This is a genomic window from Pseudomonas sp. B414, from assembly GCF_055408445.1.
This window is the reverse complement of sequence record NZ_JBUZTQ010000046.1, coordinates 1-24131: the sequence shown is the minus strand read 5'-3', so window position 1 is coordinate 24131 and position 24131 is coordinate 1. Positions and strand designations below refer to the sequence as shown.

General features: G+C 58.8%; 23 protein-coding genes. 13 read left to right on the top strand and 10 right to left on the bottom strand.

Annotated features, from left to right (window positions below; genetic code table 11):
• The first annotated feature begins 1 nt into the window (after position 1).
• The 9 genes from mrdA (at position 2) to ACZRMH_RS23665 (ending at position 9394) form a co-directional block, all read left to right on the top strand.
• Complete coding sequence (gene mrdA, locus ACZRMH_RS23705; RefSeq protein ID WP_464015537.1) at positions 2 to 1897, top strand: penicillin-binding protein 2; 1896 nt, start codon at positions 2 to 4, stop codon at positions 1895 to 1897.
• Between the two features lie 31 nt (positions 1898 to 1928).
• Positions 1929 to 3032 (top strand): rod shape-determining protein RodA, encoded by a 1104-nt coding sequence (gene rodA / locus ACZRMH_RS23700; protein ID WP_261742363.1) that lies wholly within the window; start codon positions 1929 to 1931, stop codon positions 3030 to 3032.
• A gap of 17 nt (positions 3033 to 3049) precedes the next feature.
• Positions 3050 to 4060 carry a lytic murein transglycosylase B gene (gene mltB / locus ACZRMH_RS23695; protein ID WP_464015536.1) on the top strand — a complete coding sequence of 337 codons (1011 nt, stop codon included), beginning with the start codon at positions 3050 to 3052 and terminating at the stop codon, positions 4058 to 4060.
• Positions 4060 to 5049 (top strand): septal ring lytic transglycosylase RlpA family protein, encoded by a 990-nt coding sequence (locus ACZRMH_RS23690; RefSeq protein ID WP_464015535.1) that lies wholly within the window; start codon positions 4060 to 4062, stop codon positions 5047 to 5049. The genes mltB and ACZRMH_RS23690 overlap by 1 nt, the downstream gene beginning before the upstream one ends.
• 176 nt (positions 5050 to 5225) lie before the next feature.
• Positions 5226 to 6383: a D-alanyl-D-alanine carboxypeptidase family protein gene (locus ACZRMH_RS23685; RefSeq protein WP_464015534.1), complete on the top strand. Its 1158-nt coding sequence runs from the start codon at positions 5226 to 5228 to the stop codon at positions 6381 to 6383.
• A gap of 79 nt (positions 6384 to 6462) precedes the next feature.
• Positions 6463 to 6738 (top strand): DUF493 domain-containing protein, encoded by a 276-nt coding sequence (locus ACZRMH_RS23680; RefSeq protein WP_464015533.1) that lies wholly within the window; start codon positions 6463 to 6465, stop codon positions 6736 to 6738.
• The gene (gene lipB, locus ACZRMH_RS23675; RefSeq protein ID WP_464015532.1) at positions 6738 to 7391 is read left to right on the top strand and encodes a lipoyl(octanoyl) transferase LipB; all 654 of its coding nucleotides are present in this window, start codon (positions 6738 to 6740) and stop codon (positions 7389 to 7391) included. The genes ACZRMH_RS23680 and lipB overlap by 1 nt, the downstream gene beginning before the upstream one ends.
• 1 nt (position 7392) lies before the next feature.
• On the top strand, positions 7393 to 8433 hold the full coding sequence (gene lipA / locus ACZRMH_RS23670) for a lipoyl synthase (RefSeq protein ID WP_464015531.1): 1041 nt from the start codon (positions 7393 to 7395) through the stop codon (positions 8431 to 8433).
• A gap of 4 nt (positions 8434 to 8437) precedes the next feature.
• On the top strand, positions 8438 to 9394 hold the full coding sequence (locus ACZRMH_RS23665) for a S66 peptidase family protein (RefSeq protein ID WP_464015530.1): 957 nt from the start codon (positions 8438 to 8440) through the stop codon (positions 9392 to 9394).
• A gap of 54 nt (positions 9395 to 9448) precedes the next feature.
• Here the strand turns inward: ACZRMH_RS23665 and ACZRMH_RS23660 are convergent, their stop codons facing one another.
• The 5 genes from ACZRMH_RS23660 to leuS all read right to left on the bottom strand — a co-directional run bounded on the left by ACZRMH_RS23660 (position 9449) and on the right by leuS (position 15426).
• On the bottom strand, positions 9449 to 10759 hold the full coding sequence (locus ACZRMH_RS23660) for a lytic murein transglycosylase (protein WP_464015529.1): 1311 nt from the start codon (positions 10757 to 10759) through the stop codon (positions 9449 to 9451).
• Positions 10760 to 10809: 50 nt separating this feature from the next.
• Positions 10810 to 10959: an alternative ribosome rescue factor ArfA gene (gene arfA / locus ACZRMH_RS23655; RefSeq protein ID WP_003444166.1), complete on the bottom strand. Its 150-nt coding sequence runs from the start codon at positions 10957 to 10959 to the stop codon at positions 10810 to 10812.
• An 84-nt stretch (positions 10960 to 11043) separates the two neighbouring features.
• Positions 11044 to 12081, bottom strand: a complete 1038-nt coding sequence (gene holA, locus ACZRMH_RS23650) for a DNA polymerase III subunit delta (protein ID WP_464015528.1) — start codon at positions 12079 to 12081, stop codon at positions 11044 to 11046.
• A 46-nt stretch (positions 12082 to 12127) separates the two neighbouring features.
• Positions 12128 to 12730: an LPS-assembly lipoprotein LptE gene (locus ACZRMH_RS23645; protein ID WP_464015527.1), complete on the bottom strand. Its 603-nt coding sequence runs from the start codon at positions 12728 to 12730 to the stop codon at positions 12128 to 12130.
• Between the two features lie 89 nt (positions 12731 to 12819).
• Positions 12820 to 15426 carry a leucine--tRNA ligase gene (gene leuS / locus ACZRMH_RS23640; RefSeq protein ID WP_464015526.1) on the bottom strand — a complete coding sequence of 869 codons (2607 nt, stop codon included), beginning with the start codon at positions 15424 to 15426 and terminating at the stop codon, positions 12820 to 12822.
• 234 nt (positions 15427 to 15660) lie between these two features.
• Between leuS and ACZRMH_RS23635 the strand changes: the two genes are divergently transcribed.
• Both ACZRMH_RS23635 and ACZRMH_RS23630 read left to right on the top strand, forming a co-directional pair.
• The gene (locus ACZRMH_RS23635; RefSeq protein ID WP_464015525.1) at positions 15661 to 15945 is read left to right on the top strand and encodes a hypothetical protein; all 285 of its coding nucleotides are present in this window, start codon (positions 15661 to 15663) and stop codon (positions 15943 to 15945) included.
• 158 nt (positions 15946 to 16103) lie between these two features.
• The gene (locus tag ACZRMH_RS23630; RefSeq protein ID WP_464015524.1) at positions 16104 to 16865 is read left to right on the top strand and encodes a YdcF family protein; all 762 of its coding nucleotides are present in this window, start codon (positions 16104 to 16106) and stop codon (positions 16863 to 16865) included.
• Positions 16866 to 17480: 615 nt separating this feature from the next.
• On the opposite strand, the gene lnt is transcribed toward ACZRMH_RS23630, so the two are convergent.
• From lnt to miaB, 5 genes are all read right to left on the bottom strand, one after another.
• Positions 17481 to 19004, bottom strand: coding sequence for an apolipoprotein N-acyltransferase (lnt, locus tag ACZRMH_RS23625; RefSeq protein WP_464015523.1), 1524 nt, complete (start codon positions 19002 to 19004; stop codon positions 17481 to 17483).
• Positions 19005 to 19025: 21 nt separating this feature from the next.
• A complete protein-coding gene (locus tag ACZRMH_RS23620) occupies positions 19026 to 19865 on the bottom strand; it encodes an HlyC/CorC family transporter (RefSeq protein ID WP_464015522.1) in 840 nt (279 codons plus the stop codon).
• 38 nt (positions 19866 to 19903) lie between these two features.
• A complete protein-coding gene (gene ybeY / locus ACZRMH_RS23615) occupies positions 19904 to 20365 on the bottom strand; it encodes an rRNA maturation RNase YbeY (protein WP_464015521.1) in 462 nt (153 codons plus the stop codon).
• A complete protein-coding gene (locus ACZRMH_RS23610) occupies positions 20358 to 21377 on the bottom strand; it encodes a PhoH family protein (RefSeq protein ID WP_094999423.1) in 1020 nt (339 codons plus the stop codon). Before ACZRMH_RS23610 ends, ybeY begins: the two co-directional genes overlap by 8 nt.
• A 219-nt stretch (positions 21378 to 21596) precedes the next feature.
• Entirely contained in the window at positions 21597 to 22925 is a 1329-nt protein-coding gene (gene miaB / locus ACZRMH_RS23605) for a tRNA (N6-isopentenyl adenosine(37)-C2)-methylthiotransferase MiaB (protein WP_464015520.1), read from the bottom strand.
• Positions 22926 to 23057: 132 nt separating this feature from the next.
• Between miaB and ACZRMH_RS23600 the strand changes: the two genes are divergently transcribed.
• Both ACZRMH_RS23600 and ACZRMH_RS23595 read left to right on the top strand, forming a co-directional pair.
• Positions 23058 to 23384 carry a DUF1820 family protein gene (locus ACZRMH_RS23600; protein WP_019411970.1) on the top strand — a complete coding sequence of 109 codons (327 nt, stop codon included), beginning with the start codon at positions 23058 to 23060 and terminating at the stop codon, positions 23382 to 23384.
• Positions 23385 to 23584: 200 nt separating this feature from the next.
• Positions 23585 to 24052, top strand: a complete 468-nt coding sequence (locus ACZRMH_RS23595) for a MurR/RpiR family transcriptional regulator (protein ID WP_464015519.1) — start codon at positions 23585 to 23587, stop codon at positions 24050 to 24052.
• Positions 24053 to 24131 lie beyond the last annotated feature (79 nt).

Genomic DNA, 24131 nt, shown 5'->3' with positions numbered 1-24131 from the left:
AATGTCCCAGCCGATTCGCCTTAAAGACCACGAGAAAGACGCACGCCTTGTGCGTAGCCGAGTCGTGGTCGGCGCAATTGTAGTTGTAGCTCTCATTTGCGCGTTGATTGCGCGTCTGTACTATTTGCAGGTGGTGCAGTACGAGTACCACTCCACCTTGTCAGAAAACAACCGGGTGCATGTGCGGCCGCTGCCTCCCCCGCGTGGTCTGATTTTTGACCGCAATGGTGTGGTGATCGCAGACAACCGTCCCAGTTTTAGCCTGAGCATGACGCGTGAGCGTTCAAAGGGCTGGCAGCAAGAGCTGGATCTGGTTGTCGAAATACTCGGGCTCACGCCTGAAGATCGTGCTCTGTTCGAAAAGCGCATGAAGCAGGGAAGGCGGCCTTTTGAGGCGGTGCCCATCCTGTTTGAGCTAAACGAAGAGCAGATCGCCCGAATTGCCGTAAACCAGTTCCGTTTGCCCGGGCTTGAGGTGGAGGCGCAGTTGGTGCGTCATTACCCGCAGGGTGCGCATTTTGCGCACTCGGTGGGTTATATGGGGCGGATCAACGAGAAAGAGCTTAAAACCCTTGATCCGGTCAGTTACAGCGGCACCCACCATATCGGCAAGACCGGCATCGAGCGTTTCTACGAAGCCGAGCTGCATGGCCAGGTGGGTTACGAAGAGGTCGAAACCAATGCCCGCGGTCGCGTGCTGCGCGTACTCAAGCGCACCGATCCGATTCCCGGCAAAGACATCGTGCTCAGCCTCGATATCAAACTGCAGGAAGCGGCTGAAGAGGCCCTGGCAGGCCGTCGTGGTGCAGTAGTGGCACTCAACCCGATGACGGGCGAAGTGCTGGCCATGGTCAGCCAACCCAGTTTCGACCCCAACCTGTTTGTGACCGGTATCAGCTTCAAGGCCTATGCCGAGTTGCGTGATTCCATTGACCGGCCGTTGTTCAACCGCATCCTGCGTGGCCTGTATCCGCCGGGTTCGACCATCAAGCCCGCGGTGGCGATTGCCGGTCTGGACAGCGGCGTGATCACCGGCTCGTCGCGGGTGTATGACCCCGGCTATTACCAGTTGCCCAATTACGATCACAAATACCGTAACTGGAACCGCACCGGTGATGGCTATGTCGATCTGGATACCGCGATCATGCGCTCCAACGACACCTATTTTTATGACCTGGCCCACAAGCTGGGGATAGATCGCTTGTCCACCTACATGAACCAGTTTGGTATCGGGCGAAAGGTCTCTCTGGACATGTTTGAAGAGTCCGCCGGGCTGATGCCGTCCCGTGAGTGGAAGCGGGCAACCCGGCGCCAGGCCTGGTTCCCGGGCGAAACGCTGATCCTCGGTATCGGTCAGGGCTATATGCAGTCCACGCCTTTGCAACTGGCCCAGGCCACCGCGCTGATTGCCAGCAAGGGCAAGTGGATCCGTCCGCACCTGGCCAAGACCATCGAGGGCGTGCCGCCAGTCGATCCGGACCCGGTGCCGGATATCGTCCTGCGTGATCCGTCCAACTGGGCCAAGGTCACCCACGGCATGCAGCAGGTGGTGCATGGCGCACGGGGTACTGCGCGGGTGGCGGGTGTTGGTGCGCAATACCTGATTGCCGGCAAGAGTGGTACGGCGCAGGTGGTAGCGATCAAGCAGGGTGAGAAATATGACCGCTCCAAGGTGCAGGAACGTCACCGTGACCACGCCTTGTTTGTCGGCTTTGCCCCGGCCAATAACCCGCAAATCGCGGTGTCGGTCATGATTGAAAACGGCGAAGCCGGTAGTCGTGTGGCCTCGCCGGTGGTGCGCAAGGTCATGGATGCCTGGTTGCTGGGTGAAGACGGCAAGCTCAAACCCGAGTACGGCGGCCCCGTAAAGGCAGAGGTTCCGGCCAATGATGAGTAATTTTGACCGCATCCTCTCCAGTGAGGACGTGATGCGTCGCCGTGCCACGCTGCTGCAGCGTCTGCATATCGATGGCCCGCTGCTGATTCTGCTGCTGACCCTGGCGGCCGGCAGCCTGTTTGTACTGTATTCGGCCAGCGGCAAAAGCTGGGACCTGCTGAGCAAGCAGGCGACCTCCTTCGGCATCGGGCTGGTGTCGATGTTTATCATCGCCCAGCTGGAGCCACGCTTTATGGCGCGCTGGGTGCCGATCGGTTATCTGATCGGGGTAATGTTGCTGGTGGTGGTGGATGTCATGGGCCACAACGCCATGGGCGCCACACGCTGGATCAATATCCCGGGGGTGATCCGTTTCCAGCCCTCGGAGTTCATGAAAATCCTCATGCCGGCGACCATCGCCTGGTACCTGTCCAAGCGAACCTTGCCGCCGCAGCTCAAGCATGTGGCGGTCAGCCTGATGCTGATCGGCGTGCCCTTTGCCCTGATCGTGCGTCAGCCTGACCTGGGTACCGCACTGCTGGTACTGGCGGGCGGTGCGTTCGTGCTGTTTATGGGCGGGTTGCGCTGGCGCTGGATCCTCAGCGTGCTGGCAGCGACGGTGCCAGTGGCAATTGCCATGTGGATGTTCGTGATGCATGACTACCAGAAGCAGCGCGTACTGACCTTTCTCGACCCCGAAAGCGATCCGCTGGGCACTGGCTGGAACATTATCCAGTCCAAGGCCGCCATCGGTTCGGGCGGGGTGTTCGGCAAGGGCTGGCTGCTGGGTACCCAGTCGCACCTGGACTTTCTGCCGGAAAGCCACACTGACTTTATTATTGCTGTGATGGGCGAAGAATTCGGCCTGGTGGGCATTTGCGCCTTGCTGCTTATATACCTGCTGTTGATCGGTCGTGGCCTGGTGATTACCGCCCAGGCCCAGACCCTGTTCGGCAAGTTGCTGGCGGGCAGCCTGACCATGACGTTTTTTGTTTACGTTTTCGTCAACATCGGTATGGTCAGTGGCTTGTTGCCCGTAGTGGGTGTGCCATTGCCATTTATCAGTTACGGCGGCACTTCCCTGGTGACGCTGTTGTCAGCGTTTGGGGTTTTGATGTCGATTCACACGCATCGCAAGTGGATCGCACAAGTTTGATTAAGGTGAATTATTCAATGCAAGCAATGCGTGGCTGGGCCGCTCGATACGCGCCATGGGTAGGCCTGTTGGGTCTGTTCGGGGCAGCGCCGGGTGCGCTGGCCGGTGACTACGAAGGCTCGCCTCAAGTGGCCGAGTTCGTCGGCGAGATGACCCGCGATTACGGGTTTGCCGGTGAGCAACTGATGGGCGTGTTCCGCGAGGCCGAGCGCAAGCAGAGCATCCTCGATGCCATTTCGCGCCCGGCCGAGCGGGTAAAACAGTGGAAAGAATATGGCCCGATGTTTCTGACTGATGCCCGGGTAGCCCGTGGTGTCGATTTCTGGCGTGAACACGAAGCCGTACTGGCCCGCGCCGAGCAGGAATACGGTGTGCCAGCCCAGGTGATTGTATCGATCATTGGCGTTGAAACCTTTTACGGCCGCAATACCGGCAATTACCGGGTGATCGACGCATTGTCGACCCTGGGCTTCGATTATCCGCCGCGTGCCGAATTCTTCCGCAAGGAACTGCGTGAGTTCCTGCTGTTGACCCGCGAAGAACAGGTCGACCCGCTGACACTCAAAGGCTCCTATGCCGGGGCGATGGGCTTGCCACAGTTTATGCCGAGCAGCTTTCGCGCTTATGCCGTGGACTTCGACGGTGATGGCCATATCAATATCTGGAGCAACCCGGACGATGCCATCGGCAGCGTTGCCAGCTACTTCAAGCGTCATGGCTGGGTAGGTGGCGAGCCGGTGGTGATTCGCGCCGATGTGCGCGGCGATCGCGTCGATGAAGGCCTGACCCAGGGCATTGAACCGGTCAAGACCGTCGGGGAGTTGCGAGCGCTGGGCTGGTCGAGTCATGATGCGCTGCGCGACGACATGCCGGTTACTGCGTTCCGTCTTGAAGGCGCCGATGGCCCTGAATACTGGATGGGGCTGAAGAATTTTTATGCGATCACGCGCTATAACCGCAGCGTGATGTACGCCATGGCAGTGCACCAACTGTCCGATCTGCTGGTTCAAGCACGGGGCAACAAGTAATGCCGTTTCTAGCGACCCGCACACCGTTGAAACTCGCTGCCTGCGCCGCTGTGGCGTTGCTGCTGGTGAGCTGCTCGAACAGCCGCACGACGACCCCGCAAACATCGACCGGGGTCAGTTCCAAACCGGGCCTGGACATCAACCGTGCCCACAAGGACGGCGCACCGTGGTGGGATGTCGACGTGTCGCGCATCCCCGACGCCACGCCGACCCTGCACACCGGGCCTTACAAGGCCGCGCCATACTCGGTGCTGGGTAAGACCTATTTCCCGATGCAAGAGTCCAAGACCTATGTGGCTTCGGGCACGGCGTCCTGGTACGGCACCAAGTTCCACGGCCAGAACACCGCCAATGGCGAGGTTTATGACCTGTATGGCATGAGTGCGGCGCACAAGACCCTGCCGCTGCCCAGCTACGTCAAGGTGACCAACCTCGATAACGGCAAGGCCGTAATCCTGCGGGTCAACGACCGTGGTCCGTTTTATTCGGATCGCATCATCGACTTGTCCTACGCTGCCGCCAAAAAACTGGGTTATGCCGAGACCGGTACGGCCCGGGTCAAGGTTGAAGGCATTGACCCGCAAGCCTGGTGGGCGCAACGTGGGCGCCCGGCGCCGTTGATGCTCAACGAGCCGAAAATGGCCCAGAATACTGGCCCGACCGTGTCTACCGGCAAGGTCGAGCAATGGACGCCACCCGCCCAGCAGCATGCCGCCGATGTGGTGCCGGTCAGTCCGATGGTCAAGGGCCAGGGTACCTATTTGCAAGTAGGCGCGTTTGCCAATCCGGACGCCGCCGAGTTGCTTCGTTCCAAACTCAGTGGCATGGTCAGCACACCCGTATTTATCAGCTCGATTGTGCGCAATCAGCAAACCTTGCACCGCGTGCGTCTGGGGCCTATAGCCTCGGCGGGTGAAGTGGCACAAACGCAAAACAGCGTGCGCCTGGCCAATCTGGGCCAGCCGAGCGTTGTAACGTCGGATCAGTAACACCGGACCAAGCGTTGCGCCCTGAGCATTCAGGGCGCAAACGCAGTTGCAGAGGTCAAGAATAAAAGCCCTTCCAGGGGCAGGGACTGCAACTGAATACGCGGCAGTCAGTCAAACGACTGCCTGTACAGTTTTGCCCGCGAGGGTAAGTTTCCATTAACAACTTCGAGAGACGGATGAACATCACCACCTTTGCCAAACGCCTGTGCCTGCTAGTACCGCTGATCATCACTCCTGCCGCCTGGGCAGCCGAGATGATGCCGTCGCCGCCACAACTTGCAGCCAAGTCCTATGTTCTGATGGAAGCCAGCAGCGGTAACGTGCTGGTCGAGAACAACGGCGACCAGCGTCTGCCGCCAGCCAGCCTGACCAAGCTGATGACCGCTTACATCGCGACCCTGGAAATCCGTCGTGGCCAGATCGGTGAAAACGACCCGGTAACCGTCAGCGAAAACGCATGGCGCACCGGTGGTTCGCGGATGTTCATCAAGGTGGGTACCCAGGTATCGGTCAGCGACCTGCTGCACGGCATCATCATCCAGTCGGGTAACGACGCCAGTGTTGCCCTGGCCGAGCACATTGCCGGCAGCGAAGATGCCTTTGCCGACATGATGAACAAGACAGCGGCCGAGTTGGGCATGACCAACAGCCACTTCATGAACCCGACCGGCCTGCCGAACCCGGATCATTACTCGTCGGCCCACGATATGTCGTTGCTGGCCCGCGCCATCATCCACGAAGACCCGACTCACTACGCGATCTACTCGCAGAAAGAGTTCTTCTGGAACGGTATCAAGCAGCCTAACCGCAACCTGTTGCTGTGGCGTGACAAGACCGTTGACGGTCTGAAAACCGGTCACACTGACGAAGCCGGCTACTGCATGGTGTCTTCGGCCGTGCGTGATGGCATGCGCCTGATCGCGGTAGTGTTCGGCACCAACAGCGAAACAGCTCGTGCTGCCGAGACCCAGAAGCTGCTGACCTACGGTTTCCGCTTCTTCGAAACCCAGACCTTCTACCAGAAGGGTGTTGAGCTGGCTCAAGCACCTGTGTGGAAAGGCACCACCAATCAGGTTAAAGCCGGTCTGGCTGAAGACCTGACCATGACCCTGCCTAAAGGCCAATTGAAAAAGCTGGCCGCAAGCATGACCATGAACCCGCAACTGATGGCCCCTATTGCCAAAGGCGATGTGATCGGCAAGGTTGAGGTCAAGCTCGATGACAAGGTTGTGCACAGTGCCGACCTGATCGCACTTGAACCCGTTGAGGAAGGTGGTATTTTCCGACGCGTGTGGGATAGCATCCGTCTATTCTTCTACGGGTTGTTCAACTGATTGCACCCACCTGTGTGACCCCGCGCCCATCCTGTGCGGGGGCACCTTTGTTGTTCCGGGCTTACGAGGCCAATACGCCATGAGCGAAACCGAAGTAAAGGCGCCAAAGATCGAATTCCCCAACGTGGATTACCCGGTTAAGGTAATCAGCGACACGGGTGTGGGCAATAAGGACAAGATCATCGATATCGTCAAGAAACACGCGACGGTCAACGATGATCGTGTTGATGAACGCCAGAGCACCAACGGCAAGTACACGACAATCCAGTTGCATATCGTGGCAACGGATCAGGACCAGCTCTACAACATCAACAGCGAATTGCGGGCCACCGGCTTCGTACATATGGTGTTGTGATGTCGCAAGTCTTGGGTATTCGCGAGCTGGGCCTGCTTGACTACGAGCGTACCTGGCTGGCGATGCAACGTTTCACCGACGAGCGCAAGCTTGAGCCGGACACGCAAGACGAAGTCTGGCTGGTGCAGCATCCGCCGGTGTTTACCCAAGGCCAGGCAGGCAAGGCCGAGCATCTGCTGCTGCCGGGTGATATCCCGGTGGTGAAGTCTGATCGCGGCGGCCAGGTGACCTATCATGGCCCTGGCCAGATGGTTGCTTACCTGATGCTTGATGTGCGCCGGTTGGGCTATGGCGTACGTGAGCTGGTCACGCGGATGGAACAGTGCCTGATCGAGCTGCTTGCCAGCTATGGCGTGAGCGCTGCCGCCAAGGCCGATGCGCCGGGCGTATATGTTGATGGCGCGAAAATCGCCTCTCTGGGGCTGCGCATACGCAATGGCTGCTCCTTCCACGGTCTGGCCCTGAATGTGGACATGGACCTGGAACCGTTTCGACGGATTAACCCCTGTGGTTATGCGGGGCTGGCGATGACCCAGCTACGTGACCATGCAGGGCCGATTGAATTTGCCGAGGTAGGTGCCCGGCTGCGTGCGCAGCTCGTCAAACACCTCGACTATGCTGAGCAGACGACCCTGACGGGCGGAATCGATTGATATGACTACTGCGCAAGACGCTGTTCAAACCCTGATCCCAACGCTGGATATCTCAGAACGTGCAGCCCGCGCCAGCGAGGCCCGTTCCAAGGTTGAGACCGGCGTCAAGTTGCGCGGTGCCGAAAAGGTTGCGCGCATCCCGGTAAAGATCATTCCGACCACCGAACTGCCGAAGAAGCCTGACTGGATTCGTGTACGCATTCCGGTTTCGCCTGAAGTCGACCGTATCAAGTCCCTGCTGCGCAAACACAAGCTGCACAGCGTGTGCGAAGAGGCCTCCTGCCCGAACCTGGGTGAGTGTTTCTCCGGTGGCACTGCGACCTTTATGATCATGGGCGATATCTGCACCCGTCGCTGCCCGTTCTGCGACGTGGGTCACGGCCGTCCGAAGCCACTGGACGTCAATGAGCCAGAAAGCCTGGCGGTTGCCATCGCCGATCTGCGCCTTAAGTACGTGGTGATCACCTCGGTAGACCGCGACGACCTGCGTGATGGTGGTGCCCAGCACTTTGCCGACTGCATCCGCGAGATCCGCAAGCTGTCGCCGGGTGTGTTGCTGGAAACCCTGGTCCCGGATTACCGTGGTCGTATGGACGTTGCGCTGGAAATCACCGCAGCCGAGCCGCCAGACGTGTTCAATCACAACCTTGAAACCGTACCACGCTTGTACAAGGCTGCGCGTCCTGGTTCCGACTATCAGTGGTCGCTGACCCTGCTGCAACGCTTCAAGCAGATGATGCCGCATATCCCGACCAAATCCGGCCTGATGCTGGGTCTGGGCGAGACGGACGAAGAAGTGATCGAAGTGATGAAGCGCATGCGCGAACACGACATCGACATGCTGACCCTGGGCCAGTACTTGCAGCCGTCGCGAAGCCACTTGCCGGTTCAGCGCTTTGTGCACCCGGACGTGTTCGCCTGGTTTGCCGAAGAAGGCTACAAAATGGGCTTCAAAAACGTGGCATCCGGCCCGCTGGTACGTTCCTCGTACCACGCAGACGAACAAGCCAAGCTGGTCAAATCCATGCTGGTGAGTGCCTGACCCCATGAACAACCGGCTCACCGCGCCAGTGTCTTTCAAGGCCCACAGCGCGGTGCCCGCGTTGCCCGCTGGCGGGGTGATCGCCCTGATCGCCCCGGCAGGTCCCGGCGAACTTGATCTGAACCTCGCGACCCAATGGATGCATGCACGCGGCTACCAGCTGCGGGTCTTTCCGGGGGTGTGGCAAAGGGATGGTTATCTGGCCGGTTCTGATGCAGAGCGTTTGCGCGACCTGCATAACGCTTTTGCCGATGACAGCATCGATGCCATTTTCTGCCTGCGCGGCGGCTATGGCAGTCCGCGCTTGCTCGATGGCATCGATTTTGAGCTTCTACGCGGTCATCCCAAGCCATTTGTTGGCTACAGCGATATCACCGCGCTGCATCTGGCGATCACTCGTTATGCGGGCTTTGTGACCTTTCACGGGCCAATGCTTAACGCCGATCTGCTGGGCAACAAGCAACCGCCTACCGAGTCCTCATTACTGCGCATGCTAAGCGGGCTGCAACCGCCGGTGCTGGAGCATCCGGAGGCCTGGCCGCTGACCACCATTGCACCGGGCTGCGCCACTGGCCGTTTGCTGGGCGGTAACCTGTCGATGATCTGCGCCACTATGGGCACAGCGTTTGAGCTGGACAGTGAAGACATCATTCTGTTTATCGAAGACGTCAACGAGCCGTTGTACCGGATTGATCGTCTGCTGACTCATTTGCGTCTGGCAGGCAAGCTCGACAGGTTGCGTGGTGTTCTGGTGGGGGATGTGGCCGGGGTTGATGTGCTGGCGCTGGAGCGGTTGCTGACTCAGGAACTGGGCGGGTTGGGTATTCCAGTGTTGTCTGGCTGGCGCAGTGGGCATTGCGATCCGAACCTGACGTTGCCTATGGGCGCGCTGGTGCGCCTGGATGCGGACAGGCAACAGTTGGTACTTGAGCAGGCTGTTGTTGTAAAAGGCAAAATCTAAAGCCCCTCACCCCAACCCTCTCCTGAGGGAGAGGGTTGGGGTGAGCCAACAGTCTTACCGGCTGCGCAAGCTCTCCAGCAACTTGTGACTCGGGTAGCCATCTGCTGGCCAGCCCATGGCTTGCTGGGCGCTGCGAATCGCTTTGCGGGTATTGGCGCCGATAATGCCGTCCGCATTGCCCGCATCGTAATTGCGCTGGCTCAACAGCATTTGCAGCTCAACTCGTTCGGAGCGGCTCAGCGGTCGGTCGTCTTTTGGCCAGTCGGCCAAAATGGTCCCGCCACCGCCGAAGCGCTGAGACAACAAGCCCACGGCCAGTGCATAGGACGATGAATTGTTATAGCGCAGGATGGCGCGGAAGTTATCCAGCACCAAAAACGCAGGGCCACGATAGCCCGCAGGCAGCAGCAGGGTGGCGCTTGCCTGATCAGAACCAGCGGCGCTGGCCGGTACGGTGACGCCTAACTGCCGCCATTGTGCAACGCTCTTTTTGATCGCGCCATCTGCCAGGGCATAGTCAAATCCGGCAGGCAGCGTAACTTCAAAGCCCCACGGTTGGCCTTGTTTCCAGCCCGAGCTTTGCAGGTAATGGGCAGTCGAGGCCAGGGCATCAGCCGAACTGTTCCAGATGTCACGACGGCCATCGCCATCGAAATCCACCGCGTGGGTTTCATAGGTGGTGGGGATAAACTGGGTCTGGCCCATTGCGCCAGCCCATGAGCCGAGCATTTTATCGGGGCTTATGTCGCCTTCCTGAATAATCTTCAGCGCCGCGATCAATTGGCTTTGGGCGAACTCCGGGCGACGCCCTTCATAGGCCAGGGTCGCCAGGGAGCGAATAACCGACTTGTTGCCCTGGAACGAACCAAAATTGCTTTCCATGCCCCAAACCGAGACCAGCGCCTGGCGATCAACGCCATAGCGCTGTTCGATACGGCTCAGCAGCTCAGCATTTTGCTCCAGCAAACGCTGGCCATTGCGTACACGCAAAGGCGACAGGGCGCCGTCGAGGTATTCCCAGACCGGGCGGCTGAATTCGGGTTGGCTGCGGTCGGCCTTGATCACGCTCATGTCCGGGGTGATACCGGCAAAGGCGTTATCGAACACCTGCGGGTTGATCCCGGCTTTAAGTGCCTGAGTGCGGAAATCGGCTTGCCACTCGCTGAAGCTTTGAGCGGGCTGGACAAGAGGGGTGTCAGTGGCTGGTGCTGGCGCGCTGGTGATTACCGCCGGAGCCGGGGGTATCACAGGCAAGGTTTGAGCATCGGCTGCGGTAGGTTTCTCTGCGCAGGCGACTAAAAGAATGACGCTGGAAGCAGCGATCAGTTGGCGCATCGGCCAACGGCGTGTATGACGTGAGAGCATGCGCAGGTCCAGGTAATGCTAAACAGAAGCAGACCTTATCATCCCCGCAGTCAGGCAGCCAGAAAGTAAAAAGCCTCCCGGTCTCTCGACTGGAAGGCTTCGCGGCGGTAGCTGCCTTTGCCTTTGGCGGGGCGTTCCTGGCGGCTGCGGAACAGGGGTTGGGCAACAATGGATTTGGCCTTGTTGGGGCGCTTGCTCATGGCGTTTTCTCTCGCTTGAATTGAACACGCGCAAATCATCGGCCAGATCTTTTGAGTTGTCCAGTCAGGGCGACCCGCGGGGGATTATTCTGCAGGCAGATTCAGCCGTTGCCCACACATCAGCAAAGTCAGGCGGCTCAAACTGCTCCAGGCCGAACCCGCTGCCTGCCCTTTGATCTGTGCATCAATACGTTGTGCATCCATCAATAACTGCGCCCAGCGCTGCGCCGAATAACGTTGCAAGGCTTTGCTCATCAGCGGTTTGCGTTTGTCCCATACCGGTGGACGGGCCTGGCTGAATGCCTTGTCCAGCGGGATGCCCTGGCTGTATTGCAGGGCAATATTGGCCAGTACCCTTAACTCGCGCGCCAGTGCCCACAAGATTACCGGAGGCTCCACGCCTTCGCCGCGCAGGCCTTCGAGCATGCGCAAGGCGTGGGCGGCTTCGCCGTTCAGCACGGCATCGACCAGGCCAAACACATCAAAACGCGCGCTGTCAGCCACTGCTGCCTGCACGGTTTCCACAGTGATTTGCCCGTCTTCGGCCATCAATTTGAGCTTTTCGATTTCTTGCGCGGCCGCCAGCAGGTTGCCTTCGACCCGCGCTGCGATCAGTTCCACTGCGTCATGGGTGGCCGACAGCCCGGCCTGAGACAAACGCTGGCGAATCCATTGCGGCAACTGATTGGCGTCCACAGGCCAGATCTGCACGAACTGGGTCTGTGCCCCTTCAATCAGTGCTTTGCCCCACTTGGTTTTCTGCGCGCTGCCATCGAGCTTGGGCAGGCTGATCAGCAGCAGGGTGTCTTCGGCTGGGCGCGAGCTGTATTCGATCAGTGCCGCGGCGCCTTTGTCGCCGGGTTTGCCCGAAGGCAGGCGCAGCTCCAACAGGCGCTTTTCGGCAAACAGCGACATGCTGGCACCGGCTTGCAGCAATGTGCCCCAATCAAAGCTGGCATCGGCGCTGAATACCTGGCGTTCATCAAAGCCTTGCTGGCGGGCGGTACTGCGAATGGCATCGGCCGCTTCCTGGCACAGCAACGGGTCATCGCCGCTGATGATGTAGATCGGCGAAAGGTTGCCTTGCAGGTGTTTGGCGAGTTGGGCGGGGGCGAGTTTCATAGGGGCTATAACGATAGCGGGGCGCTTGAGCGCCCCGTATGCCTTATTAGTTTTGCAGTTCGAGAGGCGACTGTTGAGGGATGGCCTCTTGAGCCTGGCGTGCAGCTTCGATGGCATCTGCTTCAGCCTTGGCTTTCGCATCGGCCTGCTGTTGCAGTGTTTCCAGCTGCTCCGGAGTCAATTGCTCCAGGCGCAGTACCAGTTGCTGAATCAGGTCGCGGCGCATCTCTTTGCGAATTACTGCACCTTCCTGGCTGGAGCCTGCAACGTTGCTGCCGTCCTGCAGGTACACCTTGTAGGCCTCAACTTTGCCGTTGACTAACGGCAGGTTGTTCTGACCCTGAATTTCGTAGCTCAGCACGTTGCTCAGCTCATACTCGGCGGTGCCGGTATTGCCGGTATAGCTGGCAGAACGCTGGGACTCTTTTTCGTTCGTCAGAATAAGCTTGTAGGGTGCATTGGCGGTGATTTTCACGCCGCTGTTTTCCAGTACCTGACGCAGTTGACGAACGGTGTCGCCATAAGCGTTGCGCGCACTGACGTCGAGTTCGGTGATCGTCAGCTGATTGGTGCCGGTACCGCGCAGTTGAAAGCCGCAGGCGCTCAACAGAACCGCGAGACCCATCACCAGCAAGTTGCGTTTGATCATGTGTTGCTCCCCTTGAAACCAGATGGGCCACCCAGGCGGCCCTGAAGGTCTTGTTGGGCGCCCGCGCATGGCACGGGCGCCTGTTCCAGTTAGCTGGCGACGATATTGACCAATTTGCCCGGTACCACGATCACTTTGCGAATCGTCAGGCCTTCGGTAAAGCGCAGTACGTTTTCGTTGATGCGGGCAGCGGCTTCAACCTCTTCGCGGCTGGCGGCGGCTGGCATTTCGATATGTCCGCGCAGCTTGCCGTTGACCTGGATAACCAGCTGCAGGGTGTCTTGCACCAGCGCGCTTTCATCCAGGGTTGGCCAGGCAGCGTCGATGATTGCACCGGCATGCCCCAACTGGTTCCACAGCTCATGACTGATATGCGGAGTGATTGGCGCCAGCAGCAGTGCAACAGTCTCAAGGCCTTCCTGCAGCAGGGCGCGGTCTTGTTCTGCGGCTTGCGGTGCTTTTTCGAGCACGTTCATCACGGTCATCACCTGGGCGACGGCGGTGTTGAATTTGTGATGCTGGCCGACGTCCTGGCTGGCTTGCTTGATCGCCTGGTGGATGGCGCGGCGAACGACTTTTTGCTCGTCGTTCAGGCTGGCGATATCCAGTGCGCCCGGCAGGCCCTGGCCAACGTGGGCGTGGGCCAGGCGCCATACGCGCTTGAGGAAGCGGTGCGAGCCTTCAACACCCGAGTCGGACCATTCCAGGCTGGCGTCAGGCGGCGAAGCAAACATCATGAACAGACGGCAGGTGTCTGCGCCGTATTGTTCGATCATGTACTGCGGGTCAACGCCGTTGTTCAGCGACTTGGACATTTTCTGCGTGCCGCCGATTTCCACCGGCAGGCCGTCGCTTTTCAGCTTGGCGCCGATGATCTTGGCCTTGGCATCACGTTCGATTTCCACGTCGTCCGGGTTGAAGTAGTCCTTGCCGCCGTTGTCCAGCGTACGGAAGTAAGTTTCGGCAATCACCATGCCCTGGGTCAGCAGGTTCTTGAACGGCTCGTTGGAGCTGACCAGGCCTTCGTCACGCATCAACTTGTGGAAGAAGCGCGCGTACAGCAGGTGCAGGATGGCGTGTTCGATACCACCGATGTACTGGTCGACTGGCAACCAGTGGTCAGCCGCCGATTTTTCGACCAGGCCGCCTTCATAGTGTGGCGAGGCGTAACGGGCGTAGTACCACGACGACTCGACGAAGGTGTCCATCGTGTCGGTTTCGCGTTTGGCCGGTGCGCCGCATTTAGGGCAGCTGCACTCGTAGAACTCGGGCATGCGTGCCAATGGCGAACCGGCGCCATCGGGTACGACGTCTTCCGGCAGGACTACTGGCAGCTGGGCTTCAGGTACCGGTACGTCACCGCAAGTGTCGCAATGCACGATCGGGATCGGGCAGCCCCAGTAGCGCTGGCGGCTGATGCCCCAGTCGCGCAGGCGGAATTGGGTACGCGACTGGCCCAGGCCTTTGGCGGTGAGGGCGGCTTCGATGGCGGCGAATGCTGCGTCGAAATCAAGACCGTTAAATTCGCCGGAGTTGATCAGCGTGCCGTGTTCGTTGTAAGCGTCCTGCCACGGAGCCGGTGACTCGTCGCCTGCGCTGGTACGTACTACCGATTTGATCGGCAGGTTGTACTTGGTGGCGAATTCGAAATCACGCTCGTCGTGTGCAGGTACAGCCATCACCGCGCCGTCGCCGTAATGCATCAGCACGTAGTTGGCGACCCATACCGGCAGTTTTTCGCCGGTCAGCGGGTGCTCGACGAACAGAGGCGTTGGCAGGCCCTTTTTCTCCTGGGTGGCCATGTCGGCTTCGGCAACGCTGCCGCCTTTGCATTCAGCGATAAACGCTTGCAGCTCAGGATTGCCTTGCGCAGCCAGAGTGGCGAGCGGGTGCTCGGCAGCCACTGCGACGTAGGTCGCGCCCATCAAGGTATCAGGACGGGTGGTGAAGACCTTGAGTGCGCCCGCTTCGCCGATGGACTCGACGTTGTAAGGGAACTGCACTTCCATGCCGCGGGATTTGCCAATCCAGTTGCGCTGCATGGTTTTGACCTGCTCGGGCCAGCCCGGCATGTCGTCGAGGCCTTCAAGCAGTTCATCCGCATAAGCGGTGATCTTGAAGTAGTACATCGGGATTTCGCGTTTTTCGATCACCGCGCCCGAACGCCAGCCACGGCCGTCGATCACTTGTTCGTTGGCCAGAACGGTCTGGTCCACCGGGTCCCAGTTTACGGTGCCGTTTTTACGGTAGATCACACCTTTTTCGAACAGGCGGGTGAACAGCCATTGTTCCCAGCGGTAGTAATCCGGCTTGCAGGTAGTGATTTCGCGGGACCAGTCAACGGCCAGGCCCAGGCTACGCAACTGGGTCTTCATGTAGGCGATGTTTTCGTAGGTCCACTTGGCCGGCGCGACCTTGTTTTTCATCGCGGCGTTTTCGGCCGGCATGCCGAAGGCGTCCCAACCCATGGGTTGCAGAACATTCTTGCCCAGCATGCGCTGGTAACGGGAGATCACGTCACCGATGGTGTAGTTGCGCACGTGCCCCATGTGTAGCTTGCCGCTTGGGTACGGGAACATCGATAGGCAGTAGAACGTCTCTTTGCCTAGATCTTCGCTGACTTCGAAGGACTTTTGGTTGTCCCAGAATGATTGGGCGGCGGCTTCTATTTCACGGGGCTGATATTGTTCGTGCATGGCTACTTGTACTGATAAAGGGTGGCCTAATCCTCTTCAACATAGACCGGCCATAATGTTGCCCGGTCAGGTTGGAGCAGGGGTTACAGGAAGTCCCGTAGCATACATGACCCCGCTCTATCGAGGGAAACCCTGATTGCCTCTTCAATCCGTTGGTCGCAGCAGCACGCCACTTTTACATGCGCAGCTAAGCTCTCTTTGGGGGAGATGCATTTCCTTAAATGAGGTGGACGGATGGCAGAGTTGCAACGTAGCGTAGCAACATCGCAAGTGTATGAGCGGCTGATTGATCGTTTGAGTGTGGCTCTTGATTCAGCAAAGACGGCTGTCCAATTACGTGATGAACGCCCAGTCGAGTTGGAATTGCGAGGCTTGAGTCATGCCGAGCTGGAGTTGATCAACCTCTATCTAAACCGGATCGGGCGTGAGGCAGTTAAACGCTCGCAAGGCAGCGTTAATATGCAGGATGCCCCCAAGGCCAAGGTAATCTGGCTTAAAGACAGGGTGCAGGGAGCTTAGGCCATACGGCGATTCAAGTCTGGCCTTCAACAAAGCCGCATCAAGCAAGGTTGTACCCCCGGGTTGATGCATCACGCGTTTGTGTTTGGGTTTCTCACCTGCGTTATTGATGCGCTCACTCAACCCCCTTAGGCTTCGGGCATCTTTGGAGATGCTCGATGCCTATTCGATATTTTTTTAAACAACTGCTATTGCCCCCCGGAATTCTTTTGTTGCTCCTGGTGCTCGCCTGGTGGCTGCGGCATTCGCGTCCGCGTCTGGCGGGTGTACTGTTTGCATTGGGCCTGGGCGGGTTCTGGCTGATGAGCTTGCCGGTGATGGTGGAGTGGGGTGCTCGGGTGCTGGAGCGCGAGCCGCCGTTGGCGCCGAGTGAATGGTCGATGCTGGCCGGGCGCGCCGGTGCCATTGTGGTGCTGGGTTCGGGGCGTGAGCGCGGTGACCCGGCCTGGGGCAGCGATCAGCCGACCGGAATCGGCCTGGAGCGCCAGCGCTATGCCGCCCGATTGGCCAAGGCTTCAGGCTTGCCGGTATTGACTACCGGAGGCCTGCACTACGGCTCGCCACCCAGTGAGGCGCAGTTGATGGCGGATTCATTGCGTGATGACTTCGGCGTGCAAGTACGCTGGAAAGAAGAGCAAAGCCGTACGACCTGGGAAAACGCCAAAATGACCGCTGATATTCTGCTGCCGCTGGGGATCAAGCGCGTGGTCGTGGTGACGCACGGCTGGCATATGCCGCGTTCGGTATGGAGTTTTGAGCAGGCCGGTTTTGAAGTAGTGCCCGCGCCGGTCGGTTTTTTCAGTGCCGATAGCGCACGACCGCTGGGGGGCTGGATGCCGGAGTACAAAGCATTCTGGCAGTCGGGGCTATTGATCAATGAAGCGGTGGGGCAGATTGCCTACCCGTTGTTTTATCGCTAATTGAACGTATGCATTCATGGGGGGAAGGTGGGAGCGGGCTTGCTTGCGATACAGGCGGCGCGGTCTGGCAGGCAAACCGCGTTGCTGCCATCGCAGGCAAGCCTGCTCCCACAGGTTTTGCGGTGCTCACAAAATTCGGGCCTTGCCGGGATCATTATGTGGGAGCGGGCTTGCTCGCGATGCAGGCGGTGCGGTCTGGCAGGCAAACCAGCCCCACAGGTTTTGCGGTGCTCACAAAATTCGGACCTTGCCGGGATCATTCTGTGGGAGCGGGCTTGCTCGCGTTATAGGCGGTGCGGTCTGGCAGGCAAACCAGCCCCACAGGTTTTGCGGTGCTCACAAAATTCGGACTTTGCCGGGATCATTCTGTGGGAGCGGGCTTGCTCGCGATGCAGGCGGCGCGGTCTGGCAGGCAAACCAGCCCCACAGGTTTTGCGGTGCTCACAAAATTCGGACCTTGCCGGGATCATTATGTGGGAGCGAGCCTGCTCGCGATGGCATCACTGCGGTTCACCTGACAGACCGCAGCGCCTGCATCACAGGCAAGCTCTACAGGTTTGCGGCGCCCCCAGAATCTGACCCCGTCAGGGGACATTGCGGGCGCCGGTGGTTTGCCTAAACTGTCTTGGCAATCCGGCTGGTAACCAGCGCCCAGCCAATCAGCAGGCTGCACAGGATGATCAGCGGCCACGAACGCCATTGCAGGTAAGGCGTGAGGTTGTGCATGGGCACTACTTCGCCGTACATGATGCCCTGCTCGAACTGCGGGATTTGTGTGGTGATCTGGCCAAACGGGTCGATCAGCGCCGTAACGCCATTGTTGGTTGCCCGAATCATCCAGCGTCCGGCTTCCAAAGCACGCATTTGCGCCATCTGCAGGTGCTGCAGCGGGCCAATCGAGGTGCCGAACCAGGTGTCGTTACTGATGGTCAGCAAGATGTCGCTCTTGGCCGCGAGGTTGGCCACGAAGTCCGGGTACACCACTTCATAGCAAATCAATGGCGCGATCTGATAGCCCTTGGCCTGCAACATGGCCTGGTCCGATGGGCCGCGGGCAAAGTCCGACATTGGGAGGTCGAAGAAAGCGATCACGCCGCGCAGTACATCCTGCAACGGTACGTACTCACCAAATGGCACCAGCTTTTGTTTCAGATAAATACCGTCGCCCTGGCCCACAGCGGTGATGCCGTTGAAGAAACGCGGTTCATGGCGCACTTCCTGGCGGATAGGCACGCCGGTAATCAGCGCTGAATTCCGGTCGGCGGCAAAGCGGCCCATCATGCTCAGGAAGCCTTCAGCGTTCTCTTTGAGTACAGGAATGGCGGTTTCTGGCCAAACGATCAGGTCCACTCGTTTGGAGCTGAAGGTCATGTCGCGGTACAGGGCCAGTTGCGCGTTGAGCTGCGCCGGGTCCCATTTCATGCTCTGTTCGATATTGCCCTGGATTGCCGCCACGCTTAGCGGGTCACCCGATGGGCTGGTCCAGGCGTGATGCTTGAGTGCCTGGCCAATGATCCAGGGGCCGATCAGTAACACCAGGCCCGCCGCGACAAAGGCTTTGCGTCTGGCCTTGATCAGGCGTGGCAGATTGCATAGCAGGGCTGCGGTCAGGGCCAGGGTGAAGGACACCAGCCACATGCCGCCCAAGGGGGCGAGCCCGGCCAGAGGGCCGTCGAGCTGACTGTAACCGGAGTACAGCCACGGGAAACCGGTGAGGAACCAGCCACGGAACGCCTCTTGAGCGACCCACAGCGCTGCAAACGCCAGGGTGTCGGCCAGCGGCGCTTCATTGCGGCGAATCCAGCGTGCCCAGAGCCAGGCGGGCAGGGCAAAGAACCAGGCAATGGCTGCGGTGAACAGCAGCATCAGGAAGCCGGCCAGCAGCACAGATGCGCCACCGAAGTGGTGAATGCTGTAGTAGATCCAGCTGGTGCCGGCGCCAAACAGGCCAAAGCCATAGCACCAGCCACGGCCCAGCGCCTGTTTGGGCGACAGCTCGCGCAGGCCGAGATAGAACATGGCCAGGGCAACCAGTGCCAATGGCCAGATATCGAAGGGTGCCAACGCCAGGGTTGTCAGTGCGCCGGCCACCACGGCCAGCAAGTTACCGGGCCAGCCGGGGGAGGTTATCCAGCGCATTTCAATCCTTGGTGTTGGGGTTTAGCGGGCGACAGGCGTCAGGCGAATCAAATGAATCCGGCGGCTGTCAGCATTGAGGATGCGGAAGCGGTAAGGGCCGATTTCAGTGGTTTCGTTGCGTTTTGGCAAGTGCCCGAACGCACTCATGACCAGGCCGCCGACAGTGTCGAACTCGTCGTCGGAGAATTCGGTGTCGAAGAACTCATTGAAGTTCTCGATGGGGGTCAGTGCCTTGATCAGAAAGTCACCGCTCGGCAGTGGCTTGATATAGCTGTCTTCCTCGACATCGTGCTCGTCTTCGATATCGCCGACGATCTGCTCGAGGACGTCTTCAATCGTTACCAGACCTGCCACGCCGCCGTATTCGTCAATCACGATGGCCATGTGGTTGTGGTTGGCACGGAATTCACGCAACAACACGTTAAGGCGCTTGGACTCAGGGACAAACGTCGCCGGACGCAGCAAATCCTTGATGTTGTACTTGTCACCGTTCTCCTGAAGGATCAGCGGCAGCAGGTCTTTGGCCAGCAGGACGCCGAGGACGTCATCGTGGCTTTCGCCGATCACTGGGTAGCGCGAGTGCGCAGCGTCGATGATCGCCGGGAGAAATTCACGGGGGGTCTGGGTCGCCTTGATGCTGATCATCTGCGAGCGCGGAACCATGATGTCCCGTACCTGCAGGTCAGCCACTTGAATGGCGCCTTCGACAATGGCCAGCGCTTCACTGTCCAATAGTTTGTTCTGGTGTGCTTCGCGCAGCAGCTCAAGCAGCTCCTGGCGGTTTTTCGGCTCATGGGCAAAGGCCTGGGTCAGCTTACCCAACCATGACTTTTGCCCGTTGCTCGATCGGTCTTCGCTCATAGCGATTTACTCGTATCCCTTGGTAGTTTCAGTGAGTGTCATTCAGTTTCGTCGTCTGCATACGGGTCAGGATGACCCAGTTCTGCAAGCAACGTTCGTTCCAGTGCTTCCATTTCTTCGGCTTCTTCGTCTTCTATATGGTCGTAACCCAGAAGATGCAAGCAGCCGTGAATCACCAGGTGGGCCCAGTGGGCTTCAAGGCTTTTGCCTTGTTCGGCAGCTTCGCGTTCAACCACGGCCACGCAAATCACCAGATCGCCCAGTAGCGGGATATCGAGGAACTCGTCAGGCACGTCGGCCGGAAAAGACAGGACGTTGGTTGCGTAGTCTTTCTGGCGCCAGGTGTGATTAAGCTCACGACCTTCGGCTTCGTCTACCAGACGAATGGTCATTTCCGAATCGGCGGTGCGCTGGCGCAGCGCCAGTTCGCACCATTGGCGGAACTGGGCTTCGCTGGGCGCGGCTGCGTCGGTAGCCAGTTGCAGGTCAAGCTCAAGCATCGTGGCGGTAATCCTTTGCAGCAGGCAGTGCGGCCAGTTTGTCCGCGGCTTCCTGTTCGTAGCGGCCGTAAGCCTCGACGATGCGCTGCACCAGCGGGTGGCGCACGACGTCCTTGGACTGGAAGTGGGTAAAACTGATGCCCGGTACATCCTTGAGCACTTCGATAACGTGGTTCAGCCCTGATTTGGTGCCTTTTGGCAGGTCGATCTGGGTGATGTCACCGGTGATCACGGCGGTCGAGCCAAAGCCGATACGGGTCAGGAACATCTTCATCTGCTCGACGGTAGTGTTCTGGCTTTCGTCGAGAATGATAAAGCTGTTGTTCAGCGTGCGGCCGCGCATATAGGCCAGCGGTGCAACTTCGATCACCTGACGCTCGATCAGCTTGGCCACGTATTCAAAGCCGAGCATTTCGTACAGCGCGTCGTAGAGCGGGCGCAGGTACGGGTCGATTTTTTGCGACAGGTCGCCGGGCAGGAAGCCGAGCTTTTCGCCCGCTTCAACCGCCGGGCGCACCAACAGAATGCGGCGGATCTGCTCGCGCTCCAGGGCATCAACTGCGCAGGCCACGGCCAGGTAGGTTTTACCGGTACCCGCCGGGCCAATGCCGAAGTTGATGTCGTTGCCCAGGATCTCTTTGACGTAGCGTTGCTGGTTGATACCGCGAGGGCGAATCATGCCCTTTTTGGTACGTAGCGAAACGCTGGCTTCGGCCACCGGATTGCTGGCCAGGTCCTGTACGGCAGATTCCTGCAGGAACAGATGCACCATGTCTGGCGAAAGCTCGGTGGCTTTGGTTTCGCGATACAGGCGGCGCAGCAGGTTTTCTGCGGATGAAGTGATTTTCGGGTCGCCGATCAGCTCGAATTGATTGCCGCGATTGCGGATTTCGATCGTCAGGCGTTGCTCGATCAAGCGCAAGTGCTCGTCGAATTGCCCGCACAGATTGGCGAAACGGCGAGCCTCAAAGGGCTCGAGAAGGAAGCGATGTGGTTCGATGGGTGCGTTCAAGGTCGTATTTAGCCGCCCTTAGGCAATTGAGATGAAATCAAGGATAACGCTAGCAGGTCATGGGTGAAAGGACTTCACCAAATGATTGATGCATGGCGCATGTCTGTGTGGGAGCAGCGGTGCTACGACTCGACTTGCGCGCGATTGCATCACCGCGCAAATCCAGACAGACGGCGTTGTATGAATCGCGAGCAAGCCCGCTCCCACATGGAGGGGGGATCAGTTCAGTAACGAGCCACGCAACGAGTGCGGTTGGGCCGCATCGATGTGCACGTCGGCGAATTGCCCGATCAACTGCGGGTTGTCGCAGCGGAAGTTGACGATGCGGTTGTTCTCGGTACGGCCCTGCAGTTCGCCAGGATCCTTCTTGGAATAATCAGTTACCAGAATCCGCTGAACGGAACCGACCATCTGCCGGCTGATCTCAAAGCCCTGCTGGTTGAGGCGATGCTGCAGCGCGTTCAGACGCTCCTTCTTGCGCTCTTCCGGGGTGTCGTCCGCGAGATCCGCCGCCGGGGTGCCCGGGCGCTGGCTGTAGACAAAAGAGTAGGAGAAGTCGAAACCCACGTCCTCGATCAGCTTCATGGTTTGCTCGAAGTCTTTTTCGGTCTCGCCCGGGAAGCCCACGATAAAGTCGGAGCTGATGCAGATGCCCGGTACGGCAGCGCGCAGTTTGCGCAGCTTGGACTTGTATTCCAGAGCGGTGTGGTTGCGCTTCATTGCCGACAGGATGCGGTCCGAACCCGATTGCACCGGCAGGTGCAGGTGCTTGACCAGCTCCGGGACTTCGGCGTGAGCCTGGATCAGGCTGTCGGAGAACTCCAGTGGATGGGAGGTGGTGTAGCGGATGCGCTCGATGCCGTCGATGGCCGCCACCACGCGAATCAGCTCGGCGAGATCCGCCAGGCGGCCGCCTTCGGTCAGGCCGCGATAGCCGTTGACGTTCTGGCCCAGCAGGGTCACTTCACGCACGCCGTTTTCAGCCAGGTGAATCACCTCGGCCAGCACGTCGTCGAACGGGCGGCTGACTTCTTCGCCACGGGTATAGGGCACCACGCAGAACGTGCAGTATTTGCTGCAGCCTTCCATCACCGAGACATAGGCACTCGGGCCATCGATGCGCGGTTCTGGCAGGTGGTCGAATTTTTCGATTTCCGGGAACGACACATCCACCTGCGGCAGCTTGGTGATGCGCGCAGCGTCGATCATTTCCGGCAGGCGGTGCAGGGTTTGCGGGCCGAACACCACGTCCACATACGGGGCGCGGTCACGGATCGCAGCGCCTTCCTGGCTGGCCACGCAACCACCCACGGCAATTACCATGTCGGGGTTGGCCAGTTTCAGTTCACGCCAGCGCCCCAATTGCGAGTACACGCGGTCCTGGGCACGTTCACGGATCGAGCAGGTATTCAGCAGGATGACATCAGCGTCTTCAGCGCGCGCTGTGACTTCTAGGGCCTGATGTTCACCCAGCAGGTCGACCATGCGCGAGCTGTCGTACTCATTCATCTGGCAACCGTGGGTTTCGATGTAAAGCTTCTTGGCCATGGGTGTTCATCAAGTGGTTCAAAGAACCGCGCATTATAGGGGGCATAGCCGTTGCTTCCTAGCGCTGTGCGTCAGAGGGCTATGCTATAGTTCGCGCCCTCTTTTTTACCTTCAGATGCTTACCCGCCCACCATGACCAAACGTGAAGCTCCAATCTACAAGGTGATATTCCTGAACCAGGGCCAGGTGTTCGAAATGTACGCCAAGCAGATCTATCAAAGTGATCTGTGGGGCTTCCTGGAAGTAGAGGAATTCGTCTTCGGTGAGCGCACGCAAATGGTCGTGGACCCGAGCGAAGAAAAGCTCAAGGCCCAATTCGAAGGCGTGGTACGCAGTTTTGTACCGATGCACTCAATTGTGCGTATCGACGAGGTCGAGCGCCTGGGTACGCCGAAAATCAGCGAAGCCCGTGGTGTCAGCAACGTGATGCCGTTTCCGTTTCCGATGCCGGAGAAGTAAGGCAGCAAGTTTGTATCTGATTATTTTGTAGCGTTGTGCCGGTCAGTGCCTATTCGCCTGGCCTGCGCTTAATAATCCGGTTTAAATCTTCGCTAAGTTAAGTACTACAGTTTGTAGGAAAGGTCGCAAGTTTTCTTGCATGGTTTGACCTGCGGCCAGAAATAAATCATGATTTTCTCCATAAAGAGAGGACGTCATGAATGTCACTAAAACAACGACTCCATGAGCAACTGTCTGGCAAGTCTCTGGCTTCCAGAAACATTGCGTCTTATATATTGGCCAATCTGAATAATCTCCCGTTTGAAAATGGAGCGGTTGTTGCTGGCAAGTTGGGTGTCAGTGAATCCACTATTGGCCGATTCAGTCGTGCGCTTGGCTTTAAACACTTCAAGGCGCTCAAAGTTGCCCTTACGACTGACTTGAGCGATAGCCCCTGGCTACTTGGTGATCGCCTCAAGAGTTTCCAGCAGCAGGGCGAAGATGAGGATGCGCTGGGTAACAGTTTGCAACTTGAAATTGCAGCGCTGGTGCGGGTGTACGAATACACCCGTACCGAGCGCTGGCACAGGGTCACCCACCTTATCGCACAGCGCCCGCAGGTGCTTGTTGCAGGCTTTGGCACCGAGCGCGGCATCGCCAGTTCAATGGTGGGCGGCCGCGAAAACTGAGTGCAACACCTGACCTTTCCGGTACGGTGCTGCCCCTATGTCCTATTCCGAACTCAGCGTTGAAGAGCGCGCGATCATT